Origin of the sequence: Streptomyces sp. SP18BB07 (assembly GCF_036322545.1) — a bacterium.
Taxonomy (GTDB): Bacteria; Actinomycetota; Actinomycetes; order Streptomycetales; family Streptomycetaceae; genus Streptomyces; species Streptomyces deccanensis.
The window spans coordinates 22,635-41,354 of sequence record NZ_JAQYWT010000289.1 but is presented as its reverse complement, the minus strand read 5'-3'; the positions used below and the strand labels follow the sequence as shown (position 1 = coordinate 41,354).

The following is an 18,720-nucleotide window of genomic DNA, read 5'->3' as shown; positions in this document are numbered from 1 at the left end:
TCCCCCACCAACCCCAGGCACCCCAAATCCCCCGGCACCCCCAGCGAGCGTCACGGCATCTTGTCGCCCACCAACGCCAGATTCTGAATCGCCGCCAACCCGTACAGCGCCGTCGCGTTGGTCGACACCCACGCCGCCTCGCTGCCCGGCACGAGCGCCGTCGGCCCCTCGATCTTCTTCGTGGACCAGTCGGTCGACTCCTTGTAGTCCCAGGTGTCGGCGCTGTTGTAGAACTGCCGCCACGCACGGGCAGCGAGTTTGTCGTCCTTCAAATGCACGGCCGCGTACGCGTCCTGGCGCGAGTGCCCCTGGAAGAGCAGCAGCGTCCCGAAGTTGGAGCCGTAGCGGGCGGCCTGTTCCGCCTTCGTCGCGTTGAAGTAGCGGCAGTAGTCCAGCCACGCCTCCTTGAACTTCGGCATCTCGATCTGGTCGAGGAGTTCCGCGCACATCTCGACCAGGCCGAACATGGCCGACAGGTGCGAGACCCCGACGACGGGCTTGTCCGCGACGGCGAACTTGCCGGTGTCGAGGTCGTAGAGCCCGGTGCCCTGGACGAAGCCGTTGGGCTGGGCCGCGATCGTCTCCATGGTCGACAGCACGCGGGCCTTGGCCTTCTCCCACTTGGGCCCGCGCCGCTCCCACTCGGTCAGCCAGGCCGACACCAGCCCGGACCAGTCGGTGCCGAAGCCGATCGACAGTGCGTTGCGGTCGGGCGTGTAGGGCTCGGTGCGGATCTTGCGGATGGGGTCGAGGACGAGGAACGTCTCGTCGGAGTCGACGTTGGCGTGCATGAGGTCGCCGACGCGTTCGTCGGCGGTGAGGAAGTAGTAGTAGCGGCGGTAGGTGGTGTTGGCGATCCGCTGCTGCTTGGCGCTGTCGGCGTAGTGCTGGACACCGTGGCGGGTGCCCAGGCCCGCCCACTTCCCGAGGTGGTAGACGTCGACCTCGCCGGTGTGGCGGGTCATGGCCTCGGCGAAGCGGAAGATGTCGGCGCGGCCGGAGCGCATGTACGCGAACCAGAGCCACAGGTCGGGCGAGAGCTCGGAGTTGTCCCAGGCGTAGCCGCCGACGTCGTAGCACCACTGGTGGCGGCTGGGGTCGTAGCTGTGCATGATGTCGCCGTAGTCCCAGAAGCCGTACCACCGGCGCATCTCCACCTGGTCCTTGTAGTAGGTGAAGAGGAAGTCGAGGTGGTCCTCGATCTTCGCCTTGGCGGCGGTGGACCGGTCGGGCTCGGAGAACAGCTTGCCGAAGACACCCGCCTTGATGAGCTGCTTGGGCGGGGCGGCGAGCTGCGCGGGTGTGCGGACGGCCTCGACCTGCTTGGCCATGTCCTCGGCGGCGGGCGTGGACTCGTGGGCCCAGAAGAGCAGTTCGCTGGTGCGGGCGATGCCGTAGGGGGTGCCGAACCCGGGCTCGTAGTCCTCGTAGGTGATGTTGAGGCCTTCGAGCTGCTCGGGATAGGTGTCCTGGCCCATGCCGTCGTGGTAGAAGCGCAGGTCCATGGGCTGCGCCTCGGGCGACCAGAGCCAGAGGGTGACCTCGGCGGTGTCGGTGTGGGCATCGCGGATGTCGAGCTGGGCGGGGAACTTCTCCCAGAAGTCCCGCAGGCCGAAGGCGAACCCGCCGGACGCGCCACCGACGTACCCGAAGCCGCTCGCCCTGCGGCCGCCGCCGGCCGGGATCCAGCCGTGGCCCTTCTTGGTGCGCTTGCGGACCCCGAAGCCGTCGGCGGACAGCTGCGAGAGCGTGTAGTCGCCCCACTCGGGGATGTACTGCAGGCGGGTGGTGACGCGCTGGTCCCAGGTGGACGGGTCGGGCAGCTTCTTGCCCTCGAACTGAGCGGTGCGCACGGCCGCGCCGGGGTCGCGCCGCAGTCCGGTGACGCCCTTGACCGCCTCGCGCAGCAGACCGGTGCCTTCGCCGCCGATCCGGATGTGGCGGTCGTACGCGGCGTCGCGCATCGGGACCTTGAAGCGGACGCCGATGCCGCGGATGAAGTCGCCGCTGGCCTTTCCGGGTTCCTGGGTGCCGTCGAAGGTGATGGTGTGCACCATGCGGAACGACTCGGCACCCGCGTAGAAGTAGAGCCGGATCGAGAAGGGCAGCCAACTGCGGCTTCCCTTGCGGTGCTTGCCGTCGATGCGGACGACCGCGCGGACCGGGCCCTCCTGCTCGACCTCGACCTCACCGATGACGCTCTCGAAGCGCTCGTACTTCTCCTCGCCCTGGTCGCCGTCCTCGATCTCCGGCTGGCGCAGCAGCACCAGACGGCCGGTGTGGGCGATCTCGGTGGAGCCGCGCCGCACGGACTTGACCAGCGTGGAGCCGGACTTGCCGATCTTCGCGGTGATCACGCCGGTCGAGACGTCGATGGTGCCGCCGCTCTTGTCGACGGTGACCTTCTTCTCGGGGGCGGTCGGCGTGCCGGCGGCGAGGGTGAGCTTGCCGGAGCCGGCGCCCGCGCCCACCGCGTGCGCGGTCCACTTCACGGAGCCGTCGGGCCAGTAGCCGATCGGCCAGGACTGGACGGGGATGTCCTTGCCGTCCGCGTCCGTCAAAGAAAACGACTGTTCTTTTGCGTAGGCGCCCTTCGGCCACGGCACCCCCACGGTCGAGCCGGGAGCGGCTCCGAGTCCGCCGTCCTCCAGCCAGTCGAGGATCACCGGCTCCGCCTCCGCCGTCTCGGCTCTGGGCGCGGCCTGCGCGTTCGAACTCCCTAGTGCCCAGCTGACCTGCGCTGCGGCTCCTGCGACGGCGGCCGCTTTGAGAAGGGACCTGCGGTCGATGGGGGACATGGCCTTTCCTTTCCGAACGGGAAGTCGTGCGTGCGGGTAGTCAGGGGCATGACAGAGGGAGGTGCGGCGCTCCGAAGAACGCCGACCTGGTGCGTGCGCCGCCGCTGCGATCAGCGGCGGCGCCGGTAGCGCTCCTCCACGGCGAGGGCCGCCGCCGCGACAGCCCCGAGCACCGGGACCGCCAGCGGCGCGACGAACCAGGCGGAGCAGGCCACCACGGCCAGTCCGCCGACGAGCAGAAAGGATCCGACGGGGTCGAGCACGGTCCGCCGCCCGGCCGCGCCCAGCAGGGCCCGCCAGGTGGCCCCGGGCCGCCAGACCGCCGCCGCGCGGAGTCCGGCGACGGCGGCGCCGATCAGCGCGAGGACCCCGATCACGCCGACCAGCGGCCCACCCGGGACACCGGCGCGCACGGCCTGGACATCCACCCAGACCGCCGCCAGCGCCCCCCATCCGGCGAGCCCGACGAGCCAGCCGCCGCGCACCGCCGCCCGGAAGTCGGCCACGAACTCCCGCCAGCCGCCGCCCTCATGGGCCGTACGGCGTCGCAGATGCCGGGAGCCCGCGGCGAAGGCGGCGGGGTAGGTCACCAGCGGCAGCGAGGCCAGCGCGATCCACACGCCGGTGAGCAGACACTCGGCGAACAGCGCGAAACGTTCGGCGAGCAGGGACTCCTCACGGGGCGCGGCCTGCTTCGCACGGTCGTGGGCAGGGGTGCGGGTGCGGAGGAGGGCCATGGTCGGTCACCTCAGCCCTTCAGACCGGACGTGGCCATACCGTCGATCAGATAGCGCTGGAAGGCGAGGAAGAAGGCGAGCACCGGCAGCAGGGCCACCAGCGACATCGCGATCATGCCGCCGTAGTTGGCCACGGCGTCCTGGTCCACGAACATCTTCAGACCGAGCGACACGGTGTACTTGTCGGGCTCGTTCAGATAGATCAACGGCCCCATGAAGTCGTTCCAGGAGTTGATGAAGGTGAAGATCGCGCTGGTGATGAGCGCCGGCCGGGACAGCGGCAGCACGATCGACCAGTAGATCCGGAAGTGCCCGCAGCCGTCGAGCCGGGCGGCCTCGTCGAGCTCCTTGGGCAGGTTCCGCATGAACTGCACCATCAGGAAGACGAAGAACGCCTCCGTGGCCAGGTATTTGGGCAACAGCAGCGGGGTGTAGGTGTTGATCATGTCCATGTTGCGGAACAGCACGTACTGCGGGATCAGCAGGACGTGGTACGGCAACAGGAGCGTGCCGATCATCAGCGTGAAGAGCAGATTGCGGCCCGCGAACTTGATCTTCGAGAAGGCGTACGCGGTCAGCGAGCAGGACACCACGATCCCGAGCACCGAACCGAGCGCGAGCGTGAGCGAGTTGACGAAGAAGGTGGAGATCGGGATGTCGGCAATGCCGTCGGAGAGCCGCGCGTAGTTGGCGATGATCGGGTCACTCGGCAGCAGGTCCAGACTGCCGACGATGTCCTCGCTGCTCTTGAACGAGCCGCCGATGACCCAGATCACCGGATAGAGGATCACGGCGAGGATCGCGAGCGACCCGATGTGCCAGGCGAGGGAGCCGGGCAGCTTGCGCCGCAGGGCGCCCGCCCGCCCGGACGGGGCCGGGGCCGGGGTGATCTCGGTGGCCTGTGCGCTCATCAGGCACCCTCCTCGTAGTGCACCCAGCGCTTCTGGGACCAGAACAGCACCGCCGTCACCAGCGCGACCGCGACCAGCAGCAGCCACGCCATGGCGGAGGCCAGACCCATCCGGCTGTTCTCGAAGCCCTGAACGTAGAGATAACAGGTATAGACCATCGAACCGTCCGCGGGACCACAGGCGTTGCCTCCGGCACCGCCGCCGACGATGTACGCCGAGCTGAAGATCTGGAACGAGTGGATCGTCTCCAGCAGGACGTTGAAGAAGAGGACCGGCGAGATCATCGGCAGGGTGATGTTCCAGAATCGCCGCCACTTGCCGGCCCCGTCGACCTCGGCGGCCTCGTACAGCTCGCGCGGCACCTGCTTGAGGCCGGCGAGGAAGATGACCATGGGTGCGCCGAACTGCCAGACCGTGAGGGCGACCAGGCTGTAGATGATCATTTCCGGGTCGCCGGTCCAGCCGCCGACATTGATGCCGAAGATCTTCTGCGTACGGTCGACGATCGCGTCGTCGGAGAAGATCGCCTTCCAGACGATGGCGATGGAGACGCTGGCCCCGATCAGCGACGGCGCGTAGAAGGCGGCCCGGTAGAAGGCCTGCCCACGCCGCTTCTGGGCCAGGAGCAGCGCCACACCGAGGGCCAGCAGCAGCTTGAGCGGCGTGCCGACGACGACGTACCACAGCGTCACCCGCACCGAGTGACGCCAGCGCGGGTCGGCGAACATCTCGGAGAAGTTGTCCAGGCCGATCCACTTGGGCGCGTCGAACAGGTTGTAGTCGGTGAAGGCGAAGTAGAGCGAGGCGATCATCGGGCCCGCTGTGAGCAGCAGGAACCCGGCGATCCACGGGGACATGAAGAGGTAACCGGCCAGGTTCTCCCGGCGGCCCCGCCGCAGACGTGCGGCGGGGTTCGGAGCGTCGGCCGGACCGTGCCGCGGCTCGGAGCGCTGGTCCTTGGACAGGCCCTCCGTCGCAGGGGCGTGTGTCACGGTGGTTCCCATCAGGTGCCGAGAGCCGTCTTCGACTCGGTGAAGAACTGCTTGACGGCGTCGTCGACCGTGCGGGTGCCGAGACCGAGTTCCTCGGCGATGCGCAGGAAGGCTGCCTCGCAGATGTCGGCGCCGTTCGGGTGCGGAGTGATGGGCTCCAGGACACCCGCCGCGACAAGGGACTCCTCGTACTCGGCGATCGCCTTGTTGACCGGGTCGGTCGGCTTGAACGCGTCGTACTGGGCCTGCGTCGCGGGCACTCCGCGGTCGTAGCCCATGATCTCGGCGACCTCGGGCTCGTGCACCATGAAGTCGATGAACTGCGCGACTTCCTTGGGGTGTTGCGTGCGCTTGGACGCGCTGAGCATGAGGGAGCCGAGGTACTGGCCCGTCTTCTTACCGTCGGTGGTCGGAATGGGGGCCAGACCGTACTCGCTCTTGCCCTCGGAGGTGTAGCGGACGGTGAAGTTGTCCCAGGTGAACTCACCGGCGGCGAGCTCCGCGGCGACCGCGGACTTGGGCTTGATCTGCGCGACCTTCTTGGGGTCGGCGTAGAGGCCCTCCTTGATGCCCTTCTCGGCCTTCGCCCACCAGGACTTCAGGTCCGCCTCGGTGAAGCCCAGCCCGTCCTCGGTGAAGAACGCCTTGCCGTTCTGGCGCAGGTAGAGGTCGTAGAGGTACATCACGCCGTACAGGCCGCTGTCGCCGGCGCGCCCCGCCTTGTTGCGGATCTTCTTCATCGCCGCGTCGAAGTCGTCCCAGGTCCACCCCTGCTCCGGCTTCACACCGGACTTGGTGTAGACGGGCTTGTCGATCACCAGGGCCATCGAATTGGAACCGACCGGGACCCCGAGCAGCTTTCCGTCGACCTCGCCGAACTTCTCCAGGCCGGCTCTGAAGCCGTCGAGGGAGAGGTTGCCCGCCTCGACCTGTGGCTTGAGATCGAGCAGCACATTCTTGGCGTCATATTTCCGCAGAAAACCGATGGCATTCTGGAACACGTCCGGCGGATTTCCACCGGAAGCCTGGGTGTTGAACTTCTTCCAGAAGTCGAGGTACGGCTGGAAGTCCGTCTTCACCTTGATCTTCGGGTACTTCTTCTCGAAAAGCGCGATGGTCTTCTTGATGCGCTCGGCGCGGTCCTCGGCGCCCCACCAGGCGTAACGGATCGTCACCGTCCCGTCCCCCGCGCCACTGTCGCCGCCACAGGCCGTGGCCGTCGCCCCGAGCCCCGCGACGGCCAGTGAGGCTCCGGCCGCCTTGAGGACCGTCCGCCTCTCAACGTTCCTGTTTTGCTGCATGGTTGAGCCTCCCCGCGACGCTGCGTCCCGCGCCATGAATCGTTTCAAGTAAGCGCTTGCTGGCACAAGGTACGGAGACCCTCAGGAGACGTCAATGATTCGGACAGGATTTGATGGAAAGCGGAGTCCGGGCCTTACCGGGCGAGGCGGCCCCGCAGGTGACGGCAGGTCAACTGAAAGCGCAGGTCGGCGAGTTGCGGTCGACGGGCCGAACGCCACCGGGGCCCTCACGCGGCTGACGGACAAGACTGAAAGGAGTCAGCGGAGCGCGGCTCGTCCAACGCCCCCGGACCGCTTCCGGAGCGCGGCGGCCCGACCGCGCACGCGTACCGCAGAGGGACCGAGAAGCGCCGGATCCGGCCAGATGAGAAGAGCGCCCGGGACGTGAACCCAGGTCGCGCACGAGCGCCGACCGCCTCTCCCCGTGCCCCCACCCTCAGGAAGAGGGCCGACCCATCCGGACGGCGCTCCGCACACCCCCGGACCACCACAACGAAAAGCGACCCGGTCCACGTTTCCGTGGACCGGGTCGCCTTCATCCGGTGGGCGATACTGGGTTCGAACCAGTGACCTCTTCGGTGTGAACGAAGCGCTCTCCCACTGAGCTAATCGCCCGGACGCAGGAAGAACATTACCCCATGTCAGGGGGTGCCTCCGACCACACCCGCAATGCCCGGTGACGTCCCTGCGGGGCTCACTGGTTCTTGATGTTCCAGGGCATCTCGAAGCCGAACTTCCAGACATAGAAACCGACGAGGCCGGCCACGATCACCAGGCCGATCGACGTCAGAATGATGTTGCGGCGGCGCACCTTGGGGTCGAGGGCGCGCTGGGTGGCCTCGGTGACCTTCCGCTTGGTCCAGCGGAGCACCAGTTGGGCCCAGACGAATTCGGTCGCCCAGATCGCCATACCGCCGAAGATCACGACCCAGCCGGGGCCGGGCAGCGGAAGCATGATCACGCCCGCGACCACCACCGCCAGACCGACGATGAAGATGGCCACCTGCCAGCTCAGGTGCAGCATCCGGCGCGCTCTGACGAATTCCGGCGCACGAGATCCGAGCGGCGCCTCGTCCTTGGCCACATCGGCCTCACTGTTCGCTACGTTGGTGTCACTCTTCGTTCCGTCGGCCGCCACGGCGACCTCCCCCGTTCCGTAACTCCCCGTATCCATACGGCCAAACCCTACCGGAGGGAAACCGGTCACCGGAATGGTCGTACCTACAGAAGACGGTCTCGGCCGGATGAGCTACGAAAAGCGACGCAAAACTCCCAGAGGGGTTTACAACGGCACCGTAGGTGGCATGTCGATTTCGCCGACGTGCGAATCCCCGAGCGCACACTGAGCGAAAGGCCTTGGCGCTTATGAACACCACGGTCAGCTGCGAGCTGCACCTGCGCCTCGTTGTGTCGAGCGAGTCCTCACTGCCCGTTCCCGCGGGACTGCGGTATGACACGGCCGATCCCTACGCCGTGCACGCCACCTTCCACACCGGAGCTGAGGAAACGGTCGAATGGGTGTTCGCCCGCGACCTCCTCGCCGAGGGCCTGCACCGGCCCACCGGCACCGGTGACGTCCGTGTCTGGCCGTCGCGCAGTCACGGCCAGGGCGTCGTGTGCATCGCCCTGAGCTCCCCGGAGGGCGAAGCCCTCCTCGAAGCCCCGGCGCGGGCCCTGGAGTCCTTCCTGAAGCGCACAGACGCCGCCGTGCCGCCCGGCACGGAACACCGACACTTCGACCTCGATCAGGAGCTCTCGCACATCCTGGCGGAAAGCTAGGGCGCGAGGCCCCCAGAGTCGCCCGGCGCCGTCCACTCGGGGAGACGGCTCGGGCCAAGACAACCGAATACGGCTTCAGGCCGACCCCATCGACGCCGTCGTCGCGGACCTCCGCGCGGCGGCGTCGCCGTGCCGTGGCCGGTCGCGGGGGCCTCGGCGCGTCCCGGGGCCTCGTCCCAGGGTCAACCGGGCCCGGGCACCAATCCGCTCCCTGGCCCGTTCCGGCTGTACAGGGGCGTTCCAGGGATGCTCCAGGACGGTCCACACCGGTCCGCCGCCCCGCCGAGCCATTACCATCGGCCAGCATCGGCGGGCGCCCGCCCGACCCTCGCAGGCCAGGGAGCGAAACGTGCTGATCACCCACGACACCCGGTGTTCCCTAGACGCCGTGGTCGATCTGGTGAACACCGCGCCGGAGAACGACACGGCGACCGACGGGCTCGCGACTGTCGCGGCGCTCGCCGACTTCGTACGAAGGCACGACATCAGCGATGTCGGAGGGCTGTCGGAGTTCGACCTCGCGGCCGTGCGCAGGGTCCGTGGCCGGTTCGCGGAGGTCTTCGCCGCCCCCGACGCCGCGTCGGCCGCCTCGGTCATCAACGAGTTGGTCGCCGCGGCGGGCACCACTCCCCGTCTCACCGATCACGACGGCTACGACTGGCACGTGCACTACTTCGCGCCCGGCGCCTCGCTGACCGACCACCTCTCGGCCGACTGCGGCATGGCACTGGCCTTCTTCGTGGTCGCCGGGGAACAGGAGCGGCTGCGCCGCTGCGAGGCGCCCGACTGCAGACGCGCCTTCGTGGACCTCTCCCGCAACCGCTCGCGCCGCTACTGCGACAGCCGCACCTGCGGAAACCGCCTGCATGTGGCCGCCTACCGGGCACGCCGCAAGGAGGCGGCGGGCTGAGCAAGCCCGCCGACCCGCGGCCCGGGTGGGCGTACGGGGGCTGACGGAGCCCTCGACGGGTGACGTCAGGGGCTCCGTTTACAGCTCACAGCATCAGCAGGTCGTGCAGTGACGCCATGAGCAGCAGGCAGCCGATCACCGCTAGGAAGATCATCAGCGGTGGCTGGGAGAGCGCGAAGAGACAACCTCGTCGCTCCTCTGGCGGGGCGGCGGTGTCGCTCTGTGTTGTGTCCAGCATCTCGCCGCGATGATGACGCAGCGGAGCCCCTCCGCGCGATCAACCCACCCGGAATGACGGAGAGTTCGCCAATATCCACAACGTACGGAGCGAACGTGATCATTTTGGCGTCGCTGCCCGACCTTCTGTGTCGTTTCAGTCCGTGCCCCCTCGAGGCGGCCGGAGGCCGTGCCGGCGCGGTCAGATGCCGTGCTTCTTCAGGATCGCCTCGATGTCGCTGAAGTCGTCCGCGCCGGAGGCGCCGGAACCCGCCGACCGAGGTGCCGCCGCCGGGCGGGCAGCCGGCCGGGCGCCCTGGCCCAGTGAGGGGGCCGAGGCCGTCGGGGCTATCGCCTCGGTGCGGGAGGCCTTGGCCTCCTTGCGCTCCTTGCCGGTGACCCCTCGGCGCCGCTCCACGGCGCGGGTGGTCATGAACAGGAACCAGGCGGCGCCGAGCACACCGAAACCGGCCCACGCGGTCGGGCTGAACGCGGTGTCGGCCACCCACTCGACGACTCCGGTCATCACCAGGCCGAGCGGCACGAGCGAGTAGGCGGCGATTCGGGTCGCCCGGAGGAAGCGCTTCCGATACGCCGTGATCGCGGCGATGCCCAGGCCTGCCGCTGCGACGGCGGCACAGACTGTCTCGGCAATCATCCGGTCCTCCAGGCGGTGCTCGGTCGGGCGTTCGTGTTGCGTCCCTTCCATCCTGCACCGCCACGCGTCCGATATGCCATGGTCCGGGGAGACCTCAGGGAGATCTCCGGGTCGTCTCGGGGTCGGGGCACCGCCGCGGGCCGCACTCGGCCGACGTCCGGCGTGGGCCGGGAAGCTGGGAGACTGATCCCATGAGCGACTCCTCCCCCGTGCCGTCCGCCGTCGTCCTGGACGTCTGGTGCGAACTCCAGTGTCCCGACTGCCGCGACGCCCTCGGCGACATCCGCGCGCTGCGGGCCCGCTACGGCGACCGGCTCGACGTACGTCTGCGGCACTTCCCGTTGGAGAAGCACAAGCACGCCTTCGCCGCCGCGCAGGCCGCCGAGGAGGCCGCGGAGCAGGGACAGGCGTGGCCGTACGTCGAGGCCGTGCTCGGCCGGGTCGAGGAGCTGGGCCGGGCCGGGGAGCCGTTCCTCGTGGAGGCGGCCCGTGAACTCGGTCTGGATGCCGAGGAGTTCGACACGGCGCTGATCGACGGACGGCACATCCTGATCGTCGACGCCGACCAGGCCGAGGGCAAGGCGATCGGTGTGACCGGCACGCCCACGTACGTCATCGGCGGCGAGCGTCTCGACGGCGGCAAGAGCCAGGCGGGGCTGCGCGAGCGGATCGAGGAGATCGCCGACCGCCTGCTGGCCGAGAGCACCTGACCAGCGGGGCCGTCGGCAGCGGCTGTCGGTCGGCGACCACCGGGGCCGTCGGTCGGCTGTCGTGAACCGGCTCGCAGTGCCGCCCCGGAGCCGTCGGGTGAAAGGGGCGACGGCGAGCAGCGGGCGGAGAGGGGTGGAGGGCGAGCCTCGTGCCCCATGAACGTCGCAGACCTCGTGCCCCAGAGAGGTCGCGGACCTCGTGCGCCACGGAAGTCGCGGACCCTCGTGGCCCACGGAGGTCAGAGCAGCGGCTTGGAGAGGTGGTAGGCGGTCGTCTCGTAGCCGAGGGACTCGTAGAGGCATTCGGCCCGGAAGTTACCGGCGAAGACGTTGAGCGCGATGGCGGGCTTCCCGGCCGCGATCGCCTGGGCCTCGGCCAGCAGCATGAGCGTACGGCCGTGTCCCCTGCCCCGGTGGGCGGCGTCCGCCTCCACGTCGTACACGAAGGCCTTGTCGTCGGTCAGCCACAGCCACAGCGCGCCGACTCTCGTGCCCTCGTGCTCCAGCACGCTGCACAGGTTGTTCGCGGAGGCCACTCCCTGCGGGAGGCAGCGCTCGTAGTCCAGCGCGGCCTTCGCGTACGCCTCCGCCTCGGGCATGCCACGGGTGATCCAGTCCTGGGCGTAGCCCTCCAGCCCGGCTTCCTTCCACGGCCCGTACTCGGCCTCGGTCATGGGCCTGCCCCTGCTGCCCTCGGGCAGTTCGGGCGGGGTGGTCCCGAGGGCCTTGCTCATGCCCCGGTTGCGCAGGACATAACCGAGCGCCTGGGCCAGCCGCAGGGCGGGCTCGGCGTCGGCCGGGACGGACACCTCGATGCGCCGGCAGCCCCAGCCGCGGGCCACCTCCTCGGCGGCGAGCGCCGCCACGGTGGCCCGGCCGCGCCGCCGGTCCGGTTCGTCGATCCGCAGGTCCAGGATCCGCGCGGCCGTGGACCCCGGGTCGGGGCGCGTGCCGAGGTGTATCTCGCCGACGGGGCGGCTGTTGACACACACCTGGTAGCGACGCGAGCGCGTCCCGTCGGCGGCGTGCTGAAGCGGCTCGATGGGCCGCAGGGTGGTGGTCATCAGGGGTGTTCTACCCGCTGCAGCGCGTCGAGTCTGCCGAATATCTTCGGCATTCACGGGTCCGGATCGGGTCCGGATCAGGTCCGGATCACGGGGGGCCGGTTCACGGGTCCAGGTCGTCGCCCGACCGCTCGTCGAAGACGCGCATCGCCTTGGCCGTCACCGGGCCCGGGGTGGCCGACAGCTCGCGGGCGTCGACGCGGTGCACCGACTGCACGTCGCGCAGGCTCGACGTCAGGAAGACCTCGTCGGCGTGTTCCAGGACGTCCAGCGGCAGGTCGGTCTCGCGGGCTCCGGTCCACTCGACGACGAGGGCGCGGGTGATACCCGCGAGGCAGCCGGAGGCGACCGGCGGGGTGTGGATCTCGCCGTCGAGGACGACGAAGACGTTGGAGCCCGTGCCCTCGCAGAGCCGGCCCACCGTGTTGGCGAACAGCGCCTCGGTGGCGCCCTGTTCGTGGGCGCGGGCGAGGGCGACGACGTTCTCGGCGTACGAGGTCGTCTTCAGGCCGGTGAGGGCGCCGCGCTCGTTGCGGGTCCAGGGGACGGTGATCGTGGCGGTGGAGTCGGCCCGCCGGGCGGTCTCGCCGAGGGCGACGACGAGGGTCGGGCCGTGGTCGCCGCGGTCGGAGCCGAGCGGGGAGAGGCCGCCGGTGTAGGTGATGCGCAGTCGGCCGAGCGCGACCGGTTCGGCCTCCAGGACGGCGGTGCAGGCGCGGCGCACCTCGTCGAGGTCGGGCTCGGGCAGACCGAGTCCGCGGGCCGAGCGGGTCAACCGGTCGAGGTGGCGGGTCAGCGCGAACGGCCGGCCCCCGACCGCCTTCACGGTCTCGAAGACACCGTCGCCCACGGTCAGTCCGTGGTCGAGGACGGAGACACGGGCGGAGTCGATGTCCTGCAGTCCGCCGTCGAGCCAGATCTTCACGTAAGGGTCCTCCCACTCGCCTCGTACATTCCCGACGCTACCGCGAGCAGCCGGCTGGCCTTCAGCTCGGTTTCGCGCCACTCCGCCTCGGGGTCCGATCCCCAGGTGATGCCCGCACCCGTGCCGAAGCGCAGTTCGCCCGCCACTCGGTCGATCCAGAAGGTGCGGATGCCGACGGCCAGCTCCGCCGTGCCCCGGTCGGCGTCGACCCAGCCGACGCCCCCGCAGTACGGGCCGCGCGGGGCGGTCTCCAGGGCGTCGATGATCCGCAGGGCGCTCGACTTGGGCGCTCCGGTGACGGAACCGGGCGGGAAGGCGGCGGCGAGCAGTTCAGGCCAGCCGGTGCCGTCACGCAGGTCACCTCGCACCAACGACACCAGATGCACCAGCCCCGGATGCTTCTCGACCACGCAGAGGTCGGGGACGGTCACGGTGCCGGTGGCGCAGACCTGCCCGATGTCGTTGCGGACCAGGTCGACGATCATCACGTTCTCGGCGTAGTCCTTCTCCAGGAGGTCCGCCTCGGTGCGTCCGGTGCCCTTGATCGGGCCGGACTCGACGACACGGCCGTCGCGGCGCAGGAAGAGTTCGGGTGAGGCGGTGGCGATCTCGACGCCGTACACCGGGAGGCGAATCGTTCCTGCAAAGGGGGCCGGATTGCCCCGGGCCAGCAGCGCGGTCAGGGCGTCCACGTCGGCGTCCGGCGCGACGGGCGCCGACAGCACGCGGCAGAGGTTCGCCTGGTACACCTCGCCGGCCGCGATGTGCTCCCGGATCCGGCGCACGCCCGCCGTGTACGCGGCGCGGTCGAGCGAGGACGTCCAGTCGTCGGGGCGCGGCCCGCGCCACTCCCCCGGCACCGGGGCCGGCGCGGTTTCGCGACGTACGTCACTGAAGCGCGCGCACACGAGACCGCCCTCGTAGTCCGCGCACACGGCCCAGAAGCCGGAGGAGTCCAGGGCCGCGGCGTCGCTGGTCACATCGGTGAGACCGGTGGCCACGAGGTTGCCGAAGCGGGCGAGCGGAGGGAGGTCGGGCACGCAGTCGAGTCTAGGACGGGTGCCCCGCGGGCGGGCCCGGCCGGGTCCCGGACTGGACGCACCGCAGCACGCTGCACAAACGCGTTTTTGTACTGGCCCCGGAATCCGCTAGAGTTCAACTCGTCGCCGGGACGCGGAAGCGAATCGGAAACGACAAGCGGACGTAGCTCAGTTGGTAGAGCGCAACCTTGCCAAGGTTGAGGTCGCCAGTTCGAACCTGGTCGTCCGCTCGCAGGAACGTGGGGGATCTTCACTGACCCCCGCACTCCTGGTGGAGTGGCCGAGAGGCGAGGCAACGGCCTGCAAAGCCGTCTACACGGGTTCAAATCCCGTCTCCACCTCCAAGGACGATTAGCTCAGCGGGAGAGCGCTTCCCTGACACGGAAGAGGTCACTGGTTCAATCCCAGTATCGTCCACTGAGGCCTGAGGGCTTCCGGAGCCGTACGGCTTCGATCCCGCGCGATTAGCTCAGCGGGAGAGCGCTTCCCTGACACGGAAGAGGTCACTGGTTCAATCCCAGTATCGCGCACGCAAGATCCACAATCCCCGGGCTGTGATCCCGAGGACGATTAGCTCAGCGGGAGAGCGCTTCCCTGACACGGAAGAGGTCACTGGTTCAATCCCAGTATCGTCCACTCGCACCGAGCCCCCGGCCGTCTCGTACGGTCGGGGGCTTCGTCGTGCGGGCGAGGGGCGCGGATACGCCCCGCGCGCCTCAGCTGGAGAACAGCATGTGGCCGAAGCCCCGGTTGTGGTGGCCGTGGTGGCCGCCGTGGTGCCCACCATGGTGACCGCCGTGCGGAGCGCCCCAGGCCGGGGCGTTGTGGCCGCCGCCCGCCGGGTACTGCGGGGCGGCCGGCGGCGGGGGCACGCCGGGGCCGCCCGCCCACTGGCCCTCCAGCCGGGTCAGCGCCTCCAGCTCGCCGTAGTCGAGGAAGATCCCGCGACAGCCGCTGCACTGCTCGATCTGGACGCCATTGCGGTTGTAGGTGTGCATCGGCGCATGGCACTTCGGACACTGCATGTGCATGGTTCGGGTCAACTCCTCGCCGTTCGGTCCTGCTTCGCGTTACGCCAGGACAGACACTGTCCGGCTGCGGTCGGTTGCACCCTACTTCGGGAAAGGCTCCACCAACTCCGGCGGGATGCTTCCCATTCGGTCACAAGCGTCCACAACGGACTGCTGCGCGTCGTCGAGAGGGTGTCCGGAGGCGGTGGACTTCGCGATCGCCAGGGCCGCGGTCTGCACGGTGAGTGCGCGGGCCGGCACGTCCAGTACGGGCCAGGGGTCGCCGTGTGCGGGGAGCGCGGGGCCGTCGGCGCTCCGGTACGCGGTGAGGAAGCGGGTCCAGTCGTCGGGGTGCAGGAGGCCGCAGGCGTACCAGGCAGCCGGGCGGGCGAGGTCCCAGGTGGGGACGCCCACGCCCAGGTCGTCGACGTCGATGAGGCGCCAGGGGCCGGTGGTCGCGGGATGGCGGACCAGTTGGCCGAGGTGCAGATCGCCGTGGCAGAGGGTGGTCGTGTCCGGCATGGGGGCCTCGGACCTGGCCCAGGCGGGGAGGGTGCGCCAGGCGCGGAGTATCGGTGCCGTGGCGGGGTGGTGGGGAGCCGCGGCTTCCAGGCGGGCGACGGCCTGGGCGGCCTTGGCCGGGCCGCGCATGGGGGGCAGGCCCGGGAGTGGGGGCTGCCGGTGGAGACGGGCGAGGAGGGTGGCCGCCTCCTCCCAGGGGGCGGCCTCCGGGGTGTCGGGGTCCACGGGGGTGCCGTACGGCCAGAACGTGACGAGGCGGTCGTGGAGGGGGGTGGGGGTGGTGTCGAGGGGCGCCAGGAGGGTGTCGGGGTGGGAGGCGGCGACGGTCAGGCGGAGGGTCAGGTGGGTGGCGTCCGTGTGGGGGGCGTGCGCCTTGGCGACGGCGTTCGCGTGGCGGACGACCGTGCCGTCGGCGCGTTCCGCGAGGACCGTGTCGGGGTGGGCGCAGAGGGTGGATTCCGGGTGAGCCGTGCCGCGTAGTTTCGCCTTGAGGGCGGGGAGTACGGCGGGGTCCGGGTCGGTGGTGGTGGTCATGGGTCCCCCCGTGTTGGCGTACGGCGCTGGCGTCGAGCCTACGTTTCGGGTGCGCCTTGCCGGGGTCGGCCGGGGGGAGGTTCCGCTGCTCGGCGGTTACGAGGGGCCGCCTGCGCCCATCCGTGCCGCCCCAGCGGCACGATTGCCCGCAGTCAGGGGGAACGAGGGGAGCAGCAGGGTACGGCCGGCGCCTGGTCTGATGAGGGTGATGGCGCGCACGACAACGCCCGCGCAGCTCCCCAGCTGCGCGGGCGTTTATTTGCCGTCCGCCGCACCCCCGTCCCCACGGGGTTTCATGGATGGATGTCCCCGCCCGGACCGCTCTTCCGGGCCTGGGGTCGCCGCTCAGCGCCCCAGCATCACACCCACGGACGACGCCTGTGTGACCACTGCTTCCCAGCCGCCGAAGGCGTACACGAGCAGGGCCGCCAGCGGGAGGACCATCGCGGTCGCCACCAAGGGGTGGCGACGACCCGGACGGCGGTCGGCGGCGAACGTCCTGCGCTCCCGTGTGCGGATCGCGGTCCGCGGTGCCGTGTGGGCCATGGTCCCTCCTCTGACCTTCTCGTCGGTCTTGCGTTGTGGTTGGCAGCGGCGGGTGTCTGACCTCGGGGGACGAGTGCTGCACCCGCCGCTTGACCTCAAATCTAGGCGCGCGGCCCCTCCGGGTCGTCATGCCCTCGTACCGATTGCCGGGCCTCCCCGAGGATGAGCGGTGACCTGCGATGTACTCCCCAGGGTGGAGACGGGGTCCTAGGTCTCGGGGTCTTCCCGGAAGGGACGTCCGGTCTGCCCCCTGTTGTCACTCGGTCGTCACGCCGACCGCTCCGAGCCGTCCTCGCGGGGCACCGGCTGTTCGACCAGGGCCAGGACCCTGTTCGCCATGAACCTGGCCGTTCGTACCACCGTTCCATTGCGGGTGACTTCGCTCACTTCCACTACACCTCGGCGTACCGCTGTCTCCACCCGGCGGCCCGCCCTGCTCGCGATCACCTCGTAGGTGCGCGTCGTGTCCCCGGCGTCGACGACTATCTCCACACGGTCACCCTTCACGGGTTCAATCCCCCTTCTCTGGCGGGTGGTTGGGATCACAGGCAGCCCAACACCGGCCCGAACTCCTGTTCCCTGACCACCCTTCAAGTTTCCCACCCGGCACTGACAATCGATCGGGTCGTGAGGGCGCGGCCTCTGCGCACGCCCGGCCGTGGAAACGTAAGCTGTGGCTCGTCAGACGGAACGGGCAGCGGGGATGAACATGGCGATGATGCGCCTGAGGCGCGAGGACCCGCGCGTCGTCGGCTCGTTCAGGATCCACAGACGGCTCGGCGCGGGCGGGATGGGCGTCGTCTACCTGGGCTCCGACCGGCGGGGACAGCGTGTCGCGCTCAAGGTGATCCGGCCGGATCTGGCGGAGGACCAGGAGTTCCGGTCGCGGTTCGCGCGTGAGGTGTCGGCGGCGCGGCGGATCAGGGGCGGGTGCACGGCCCGGCTGGTCGCCGCCGATCTGGAGGCGGACCGTCCGTGGTTCGCCACGCAGTACGTGCCGGGGCCCTCGCTGCACGACAAGATCGCCGAGGAGGGACCCATGTCGGCCGCCGACGTGGCCGCCGTCGGTGCCGCCCTCTCCGAGGGGCTCGTGGCCGTGCACGAGGCCGGGGTCGTACACCGGGACCTGAAGCCGTCCAACATCCTGCTGTCCCCGAAGGGGCCGCGGATCATCGACTTCGGCATCGCCTGGGCGACCGGGGCCTCCACCCTGACCCATGTCGGCACCGCCGTGGGGTCGCCCGGGTTCCTCGCGCCCGAGCAGGTGCGTGGCGCCGCGGTCACACCGGCCACGGACGTCTTCTCCCTCGGGGCCACGCTCGCCTACGCGGCGACCGCCGACTCGCCCTTCGGACAAGGCAGTTCGGAGGTCATGCTCTACCGGGTGGTGCACGAGGAGCCGCAGCTGCGCGGGGTGCCCGACGCTCTGGCCCCCCTGGTGCGCGCCTGTCTGGCGAAGGACCCGGACGAGCGGCCCAGCACGCTGCAACTGTCGCTGCGGCTCAAGGAGATCGCCGCCCGTGAGGCGCAGGGGCTGGCCGATGTACGGCCGCCCGCGCCGCGCGGTGATCCGGACCGGCCCTCCGGGCGGCTCGCGGAGCAGTACGTCGAGCAGCGCACGTTGCGGCAGCCGCCGGAGACCCGTCGGGCGCAGCCCGGTGCGGCGGGAACGCCGTTGCCCCGGACCGGGGGCGGATCCCGGACCGGTGGGGGCGGCGCTTCGCGGACCGGGGGCGGTTCCCGGCCGGGGGCGCGGCCCGCGCCCGCCCGCAACACCTCGGGGTCCGGGAAGCGGCCCGCTCCGCGCAGTGGGGCGGGGCGGTCAGGGCACAGGACCAACGGGACCGGGCGGCGGCCCGCCAATCCTCGGTTGCTGCGGCAGCGGATCTTCGTGTTCGTCGTGGTGACCTTGCTGGCCGCGCTCGGGATCGCCACGGCGCAGGGGTGTCAGGGGCCGCCGCGGGGGCTCGGCGGGGACGGCCTTCGGCCGGAGCGGGCGGTTGTGGAGTTGCGCGGCGACTGACGGTCAGTCAGTCGGCGACGGCGCCACGAGCGACACCGACAGGG

Annotated in this window: 19 protein-coding genes and 6 tRNA genes; 9 read left to right on the top strand and 16 right to left on the bottom strand. The window is 70.0% G+C overall.

Features of this window, described 5'->3' with window-relative positions; translation table 11 throughout:
• Window positions 1-50 precede the first annotated feature (50 nt).
• The 7 genes from PUR53_RS16215 to PUR53_RS16185 form a co-directional block, all read right to left on the bottom strand.
• The gene (locus PUR53_RS16215) at window positions 51-2,798 is read right to left on the bottom strand and encodes an exo-rhamnogalacturonan lyase family protein (RefSeq protein WP_329908683.1); all 2,748 of its coding nucleotides are present in this window, start codon (window positions 2,796-2,798) and stop codon (window positions 51-53) included.
• Window positions 2,799-2,908: 110 nt separating this feature from the next.
• Window positions 2,909-3,535, bottom strand: a complete 627-nt coding sequence (locus PUR53_RS16210) for a hypothetical protein (RefSeq protein WP_329908682.1) — start codon at window positions 3,533-3,535, stop codon at window positions 2,909-2,911.
• Window positions 3,536-3,546: 11 nt separating this feature from the next.
• Complete coding sequence (locus PUR53_RS16205) at window positions 3,547-4,446, bottom strand: carbohydrate ABC transporter permease (protein WP_329901446.1); 900 nt, start codon at window positions 4,444-4,446, stop codon at window positions 3,547-3,549.
• Entirely contained in the window at window positions 4,446-5,450 is a 1,005-nt protein-coding gene (locus PUR53_RS16200) for a carbohydrate ABC transporter permease (protein WP_329901447.1), read from the bottom strand. The genes PUR53_RS16205 and PUR53_RS16200 overlap by 1 nt, the downstream gene beginning before the upstream one ends.
• Entirely contained in the window at window positions 5,450-6,739 is a 1,290-nt protein-coding gene (locus PUR53_RS16195; protein ID WP_329901448.1) for an ABC transporter substrate-binding protein, read from the bottom strand. Before PUR53_RS16195 ends, PUR53_RS16200 begins: the two co-directional genes overlap by 1 nt.
• Before the next feature lie 543 nt (window positions 6,740-7,282).
• Window positions 7,283-7,354: transfer RNA gene (locus tag PUR53_RS16190), tRNA-Val, on the bottom strand.
• Window positions 7,355-7,433: 79 nt separating this feature from the next.
• On the bottom strand, window positions 7,434-7,913 hold the full coding sequence (locus tag PUR53_RS16185; RefSeq protein ID WP_329901477.1) for a TIGR02611 family protein: 480 nt from the start codon (window positions 7,911-7,913) through the stop codon (window positions 7,434-7,436).
• A 191-nt stretch (window positions 7,914-8,104) separates the two neighbouring features.
• Here PUR53_RS16185 and PUR53_RS16180 point away from each other — a divergent pair, with 191 nt between their 5' ends.
• Both PUR53_RS16180 and PUR53_RS16175 read left to right on the top strand, forming a co-directional pair.
• Window positions 8,105-8,518, top strand: a complete 414-nt coding sequence (locus tag PUR53_RS16180; RefSeq protein ID WP_004002642.1) for an SsgA family sporulation/cell division regulator — start codon at window positions 8,105-8,107, stop codon at window positions 8,516-8,518.
• A 349-nt stretch (window positions 8,519-8,867) separates the two neighbouring features.
• Window positions 8,868-9,428, top strand: coding sequence for a CGNR zinc finger domain-containing protein (locus PUR53_RS16175; RefSeq protein WP_329901449.1), 561 nt, complete (start codon window positions 8,868-8,870; stop codon window positions 9,426-9,428).
• An 85-nt stretch (window positions 9,429-9,513) separates the two neighbouring features.
• On the opposite strand, the gene PUR53_RS16170 is transcribed toward PUR53_RS16175, so the two are convergent.
• Together PUR53_RS16170 and PUR53_RS16165 are read right to left on the bottom strand one after the other, a co-directional pair.
• Window positions 9,514-9,666: a hypothetical protein gene (locus PUR53_RS16170; protein ID WP_189785967.1), complete on the bottom strand. Its 153-nt coding sequence runs from the start codon at window positions 9,664-9,666 to the stop codon at window positions 9,514-9,516.
• 180 nt (window positions 9,667-9,846) lie between these two features.
• Window positions 9,847-10,302 carry a hypothetical protein gene (locus tag PUR53_RS16165; protein WP_329901450.1) on the bottom strand — a complete coding sequence of 152 codons (456 nt, stop codon included), beginning with the start codon at window positions 10,300-10,302 and terminating at the stop codon, window positions 9,847-9,849.
• Window positions 10,303-10,493: 191 nt separating this feature from the next.
• Between PUR53_RS16165 and PUR53_RS16160 the strand changes: the two genes are divergently transcribed.
• A complete protein-coding gene (locus PUR53_RS16160; RefSeq protein ID WP_329901451.1) occupies window positions 10,494-11,012 on the top strand; it encodes a DsbA family protein in 519 nt (172 codons plus the stop codon).
• A gap of 239 nt (window positions 11,013-11,251) precedes the next feature.
• Here the strand turns inward: PUR53_RS16160 and PUR53_RS16155 are convergent, their stop codons facing one another.
• The 3 genes from PUR53_RS16155 to PUR53_RS16145 all read right to left on the bottom strand — a co-directional run bounded on the left by PUR53_RS16155 (window position 11,252) and on the right by PUR53_RS16145 (window position 14,041).
• Window positions 11,252-12,076 (bottom strand): GNAT family N-acetyltransferase, encoded by an 825-nt coding sequence (locus PUR53_RS16155; protein ID WP_329908681.1) that lies wholly within the window; start codon window positions 12,074-12,076, stop codon window positions 11,252-11,254.
• Between the two features lie 103 nt (window positions 12,077-12,179).
• Window positions 12,180-13,001 carry an aminotransferase class IV gene (locus PUR53_RS16150; protein ID WP_329901453.1) on the bottom strand — a complete coding sequence of 274 codons (822 nt, stop codon included), beginning with the start codon at window positions 12,999-13,001 and terminating at the stop codon, window positions 12,180-12,182.
• Window positions 12,998-14,041 (bottom strand): chorismate-binding protein, encoded by a 1,044-nt coding sequence (locus PUR53_RS16145; RefSeq protein WP_329908680.1) that lies wholly within the window; start codon window positions 14,039-14,041, stop codon window positions 12,998-13,000. Before PUR53_RS16145 ends, PUR53_RS16150 begins: the two co-directional genes overlap by 4 nt.
• A 157-nt stretch (window positions 14,042-14,198) precedes the next feature.
• On the opposite strand from PUR53_RS16145, the gene PUR53_RS16140 reads away from it, so the two are divergent.
• From PUR53_RS16140 to PUR53_RS16120, 5 genes are all read left to right on the top strand, one after another.
• Window positions 14,199-14,271 (top strand) — tRNA-Gly (locus tag PUR53_RS16140).
• Window positions 14,272-14,311: 40 nt separating this feature from the next.
• Window positions 14,312-14,385: transfer RNA gene (locus PUR53_RS16135), tRNA-Cys, on the top strand.
• Window position 14,386: 1 nt separating this feature from the next.
• Window positions 14,387-14,458: transfer RNA gene (locus tag PUR53_RS16130), tRNA-Val, on the top strand.
• A gap of 41 nt (window positions 14,459-14,499) precedes the next feature.
• Window positions 14,500-14,571: transfer RNA gene (locus PUR53_RS16125), tRNA-Val, on the top strand.
• 34 nt (window positions 14,572-14,605) lie between these two features.
• A tRNA-Val gene (locus PUR53_RS16120) sits at window positions 14,606-14,677 on the top strand.
• An 80-nt stretch (window positions 14,678-14,757) separates the two neighbouring features.
• Here the strand turns inward: PUR53_RS16120 and PUR53_RS16115 are convergent.
• The 4 genes from PUR53_RS16115 to PUR53_RS16100 form a co-directional block, all read right to left on the bottom strand.
• Window positions 14,758-15,066, bottom strand: a complete 309-nt coding sequence (locus PUR53_RS16115) for a TFIIB-type zinc ribbon-containing protein (protein WP_329901478.1) — start codon at window positions 15,064-15,066, stop codon at window positions 14,758-14,760.
• An 87-nt stretch (window positions 15,067-15,153) separates the two neighbouring features.
• Window positions 15,154-16,107: a phosphotransferase family protein gene (locus PUR53_RS16110; RefSeq protein ID WP_329908679.1), complete on the bottom strand. Its 954-nt coding sequence runs from the start codon at window positions 16,105-16,107 to the stop codon at window positions 15,154-15,156.
• Window positions 16,108-16,452: 345 nt separating this feature from the next.
• Window positions 16,453-16,653 carry a hypothetical protein gene (locus tag PUR53_RS16105; protein ID WP_329901456.1) on the bottom strand — a complete coding sequence of 67 codons (201 nt, stop codon included), beginning with the start codon at window positions 16,651-16,653 and terminating at the stop codon, window positions 16,453-16,455.
• A 267-nt stretch (window positions 16,654-16,920) separates the two neighbouring features.
• The gene (locus tag PUR53_RS16100) at window positions 16,921-17,160 is read right to left on the bottom strand and encodes a hypothetical protein (protein ID WP_329901457.1); all 240 of its coding nucleotides are present in this window, start codon (window positions 17,158-17,160) and stop codon (window positions 16,921-16,923) included.
• A gap of 196 nt (window positions 17,161-17,356) precedes the next feature.
• On the opposite strand from PUR53_RS16100, the gene PUR53_RS16095 reads away from it, so the two are divergent.
• Window positions 17,357-18,676 (top strand): serine/threonine-protein kinase, encoded by a 1,320-nt coding sequence (locus PUR53_RS16095; protein WP_329908688.1) that lies wholly within the window; start codon window positions 17,357-17,359, stop codon window positions 18,674-18,676.
• The last annotated feature ends 44 nt before the right edge of the window (window positions 18,677-18,720 follow it).

Excerpts from the sequence above, each read along its gene's own strand:
- PUR53_RS16215 (WP_329908683.1), bottom strand. The coding sequence starts at position 2,798 with ATGTCCCCCATCGACCGCAGGTCCCTTCTCAAAGCGGCCGCCGTCGCA.
- PUR53_RS16160 (WP_329901451.1), top strand. The coding sequence starts at position 10,494 with ATGAGCGACTCCTCCCCCGTGCCGTCCGCCGTCGTCCTGGACGTCTGG.
- PUR53_RS16195 (WP_329901448.1), bottom strand. The coding sequence starts at position 6,739 with ATGCAGCAAAACAGGAACGTTGAGAGGCGGACGGTCCTCAAGGCGGCC.
- PUR53_RS16115 (WP_329901478.1), bottom strand. The coding sequence starts at position 15,066 with ATGCAGTGTCCGAAGTGCCATGCGCCGATGCACACCTACAACCGCAAT.
- PUR53_RS16095 (WP_329908688.1), top strand. The coding sequence starts at position 17,357 with ATGAACATGGCGATGATGCGCCTGAGGCGCGAGGACCCGCGCGTCGTC.
- PUR53_RS16170 (WP_189785967.1), bottom strand. The coding sequence starts at position 9,666 with ATGCTGGACACAACACAGAGCGACACCGCCGCCCCGCCAGAGGAGCGA.
- PUR53_RS16110 (WP_329908679.1), bottom strand. The coding sequence starts at position 16,107 with ATGACCACCACCACCGACCCGGACCCCGCCGTACTCCCCGCCCTCAAG.
- PUR53_RS16210 (WP_329908682.1), bottom strand. The coding sequence starts at position 3,535 with ATGGCCCTCCTCCGCACCCGCACCCCTGCCCACGACCGTGCGAAGCAG.
- PUR53_RS16185 (WP_329901477.1), bottom strand. The coding sequence starts at position 7,913 with ATGGATACGGGGAGTTACGGAACGGGGGAGGTCGCCGTGGCGGCCGAC.
- PUR53_RS16105 (WP_329901456.1), bottom strand. The coding sequence starts at position 16,653 with ATGGCCCACACGGCACCGCGGACCGCGATCCGCACACGGGAGCGCAGG.
- PUR53_RS16165 (WP_329901450.1), bottom strand. The coding sequence starts at position 10,302 with ATGATTGCCGAGACAGTCTGTGCCGCCGTCGCAGCGGCAGGCCTGGGC.
- PUR53_RS16205 (WP_329901446.1), bottom strand. The coding sequence starts at position 4,446 with ATGAGCGCACAGGCCACCGAGATCACCCCGGCCCCGGCCCCGTCCGGG.
- PUR53_RS16200 (WP_329901447.1), bottom strand. The coding sequence starts at position 5,450 with ATGGGAACCACCGTGACACACGCCCCTGCGACGGAGGGCCTGTCCAAG.
- PUR53_RS16155 (WP_329908681.1), bottom strand. The coding sequence starts at position 12,076 with ATGACCACCACCCTGCGGCCCATCGAGCCGCTTCAGCACGCCGCCGAC.
- PUR53_RS16180 (WP_004002642.1), top strand. The coding sequence starts at position 8,105 with ATGAACACCACGGTCAGCTGCGAGCTGCACCTGCGCCTCGTTGTGTCG.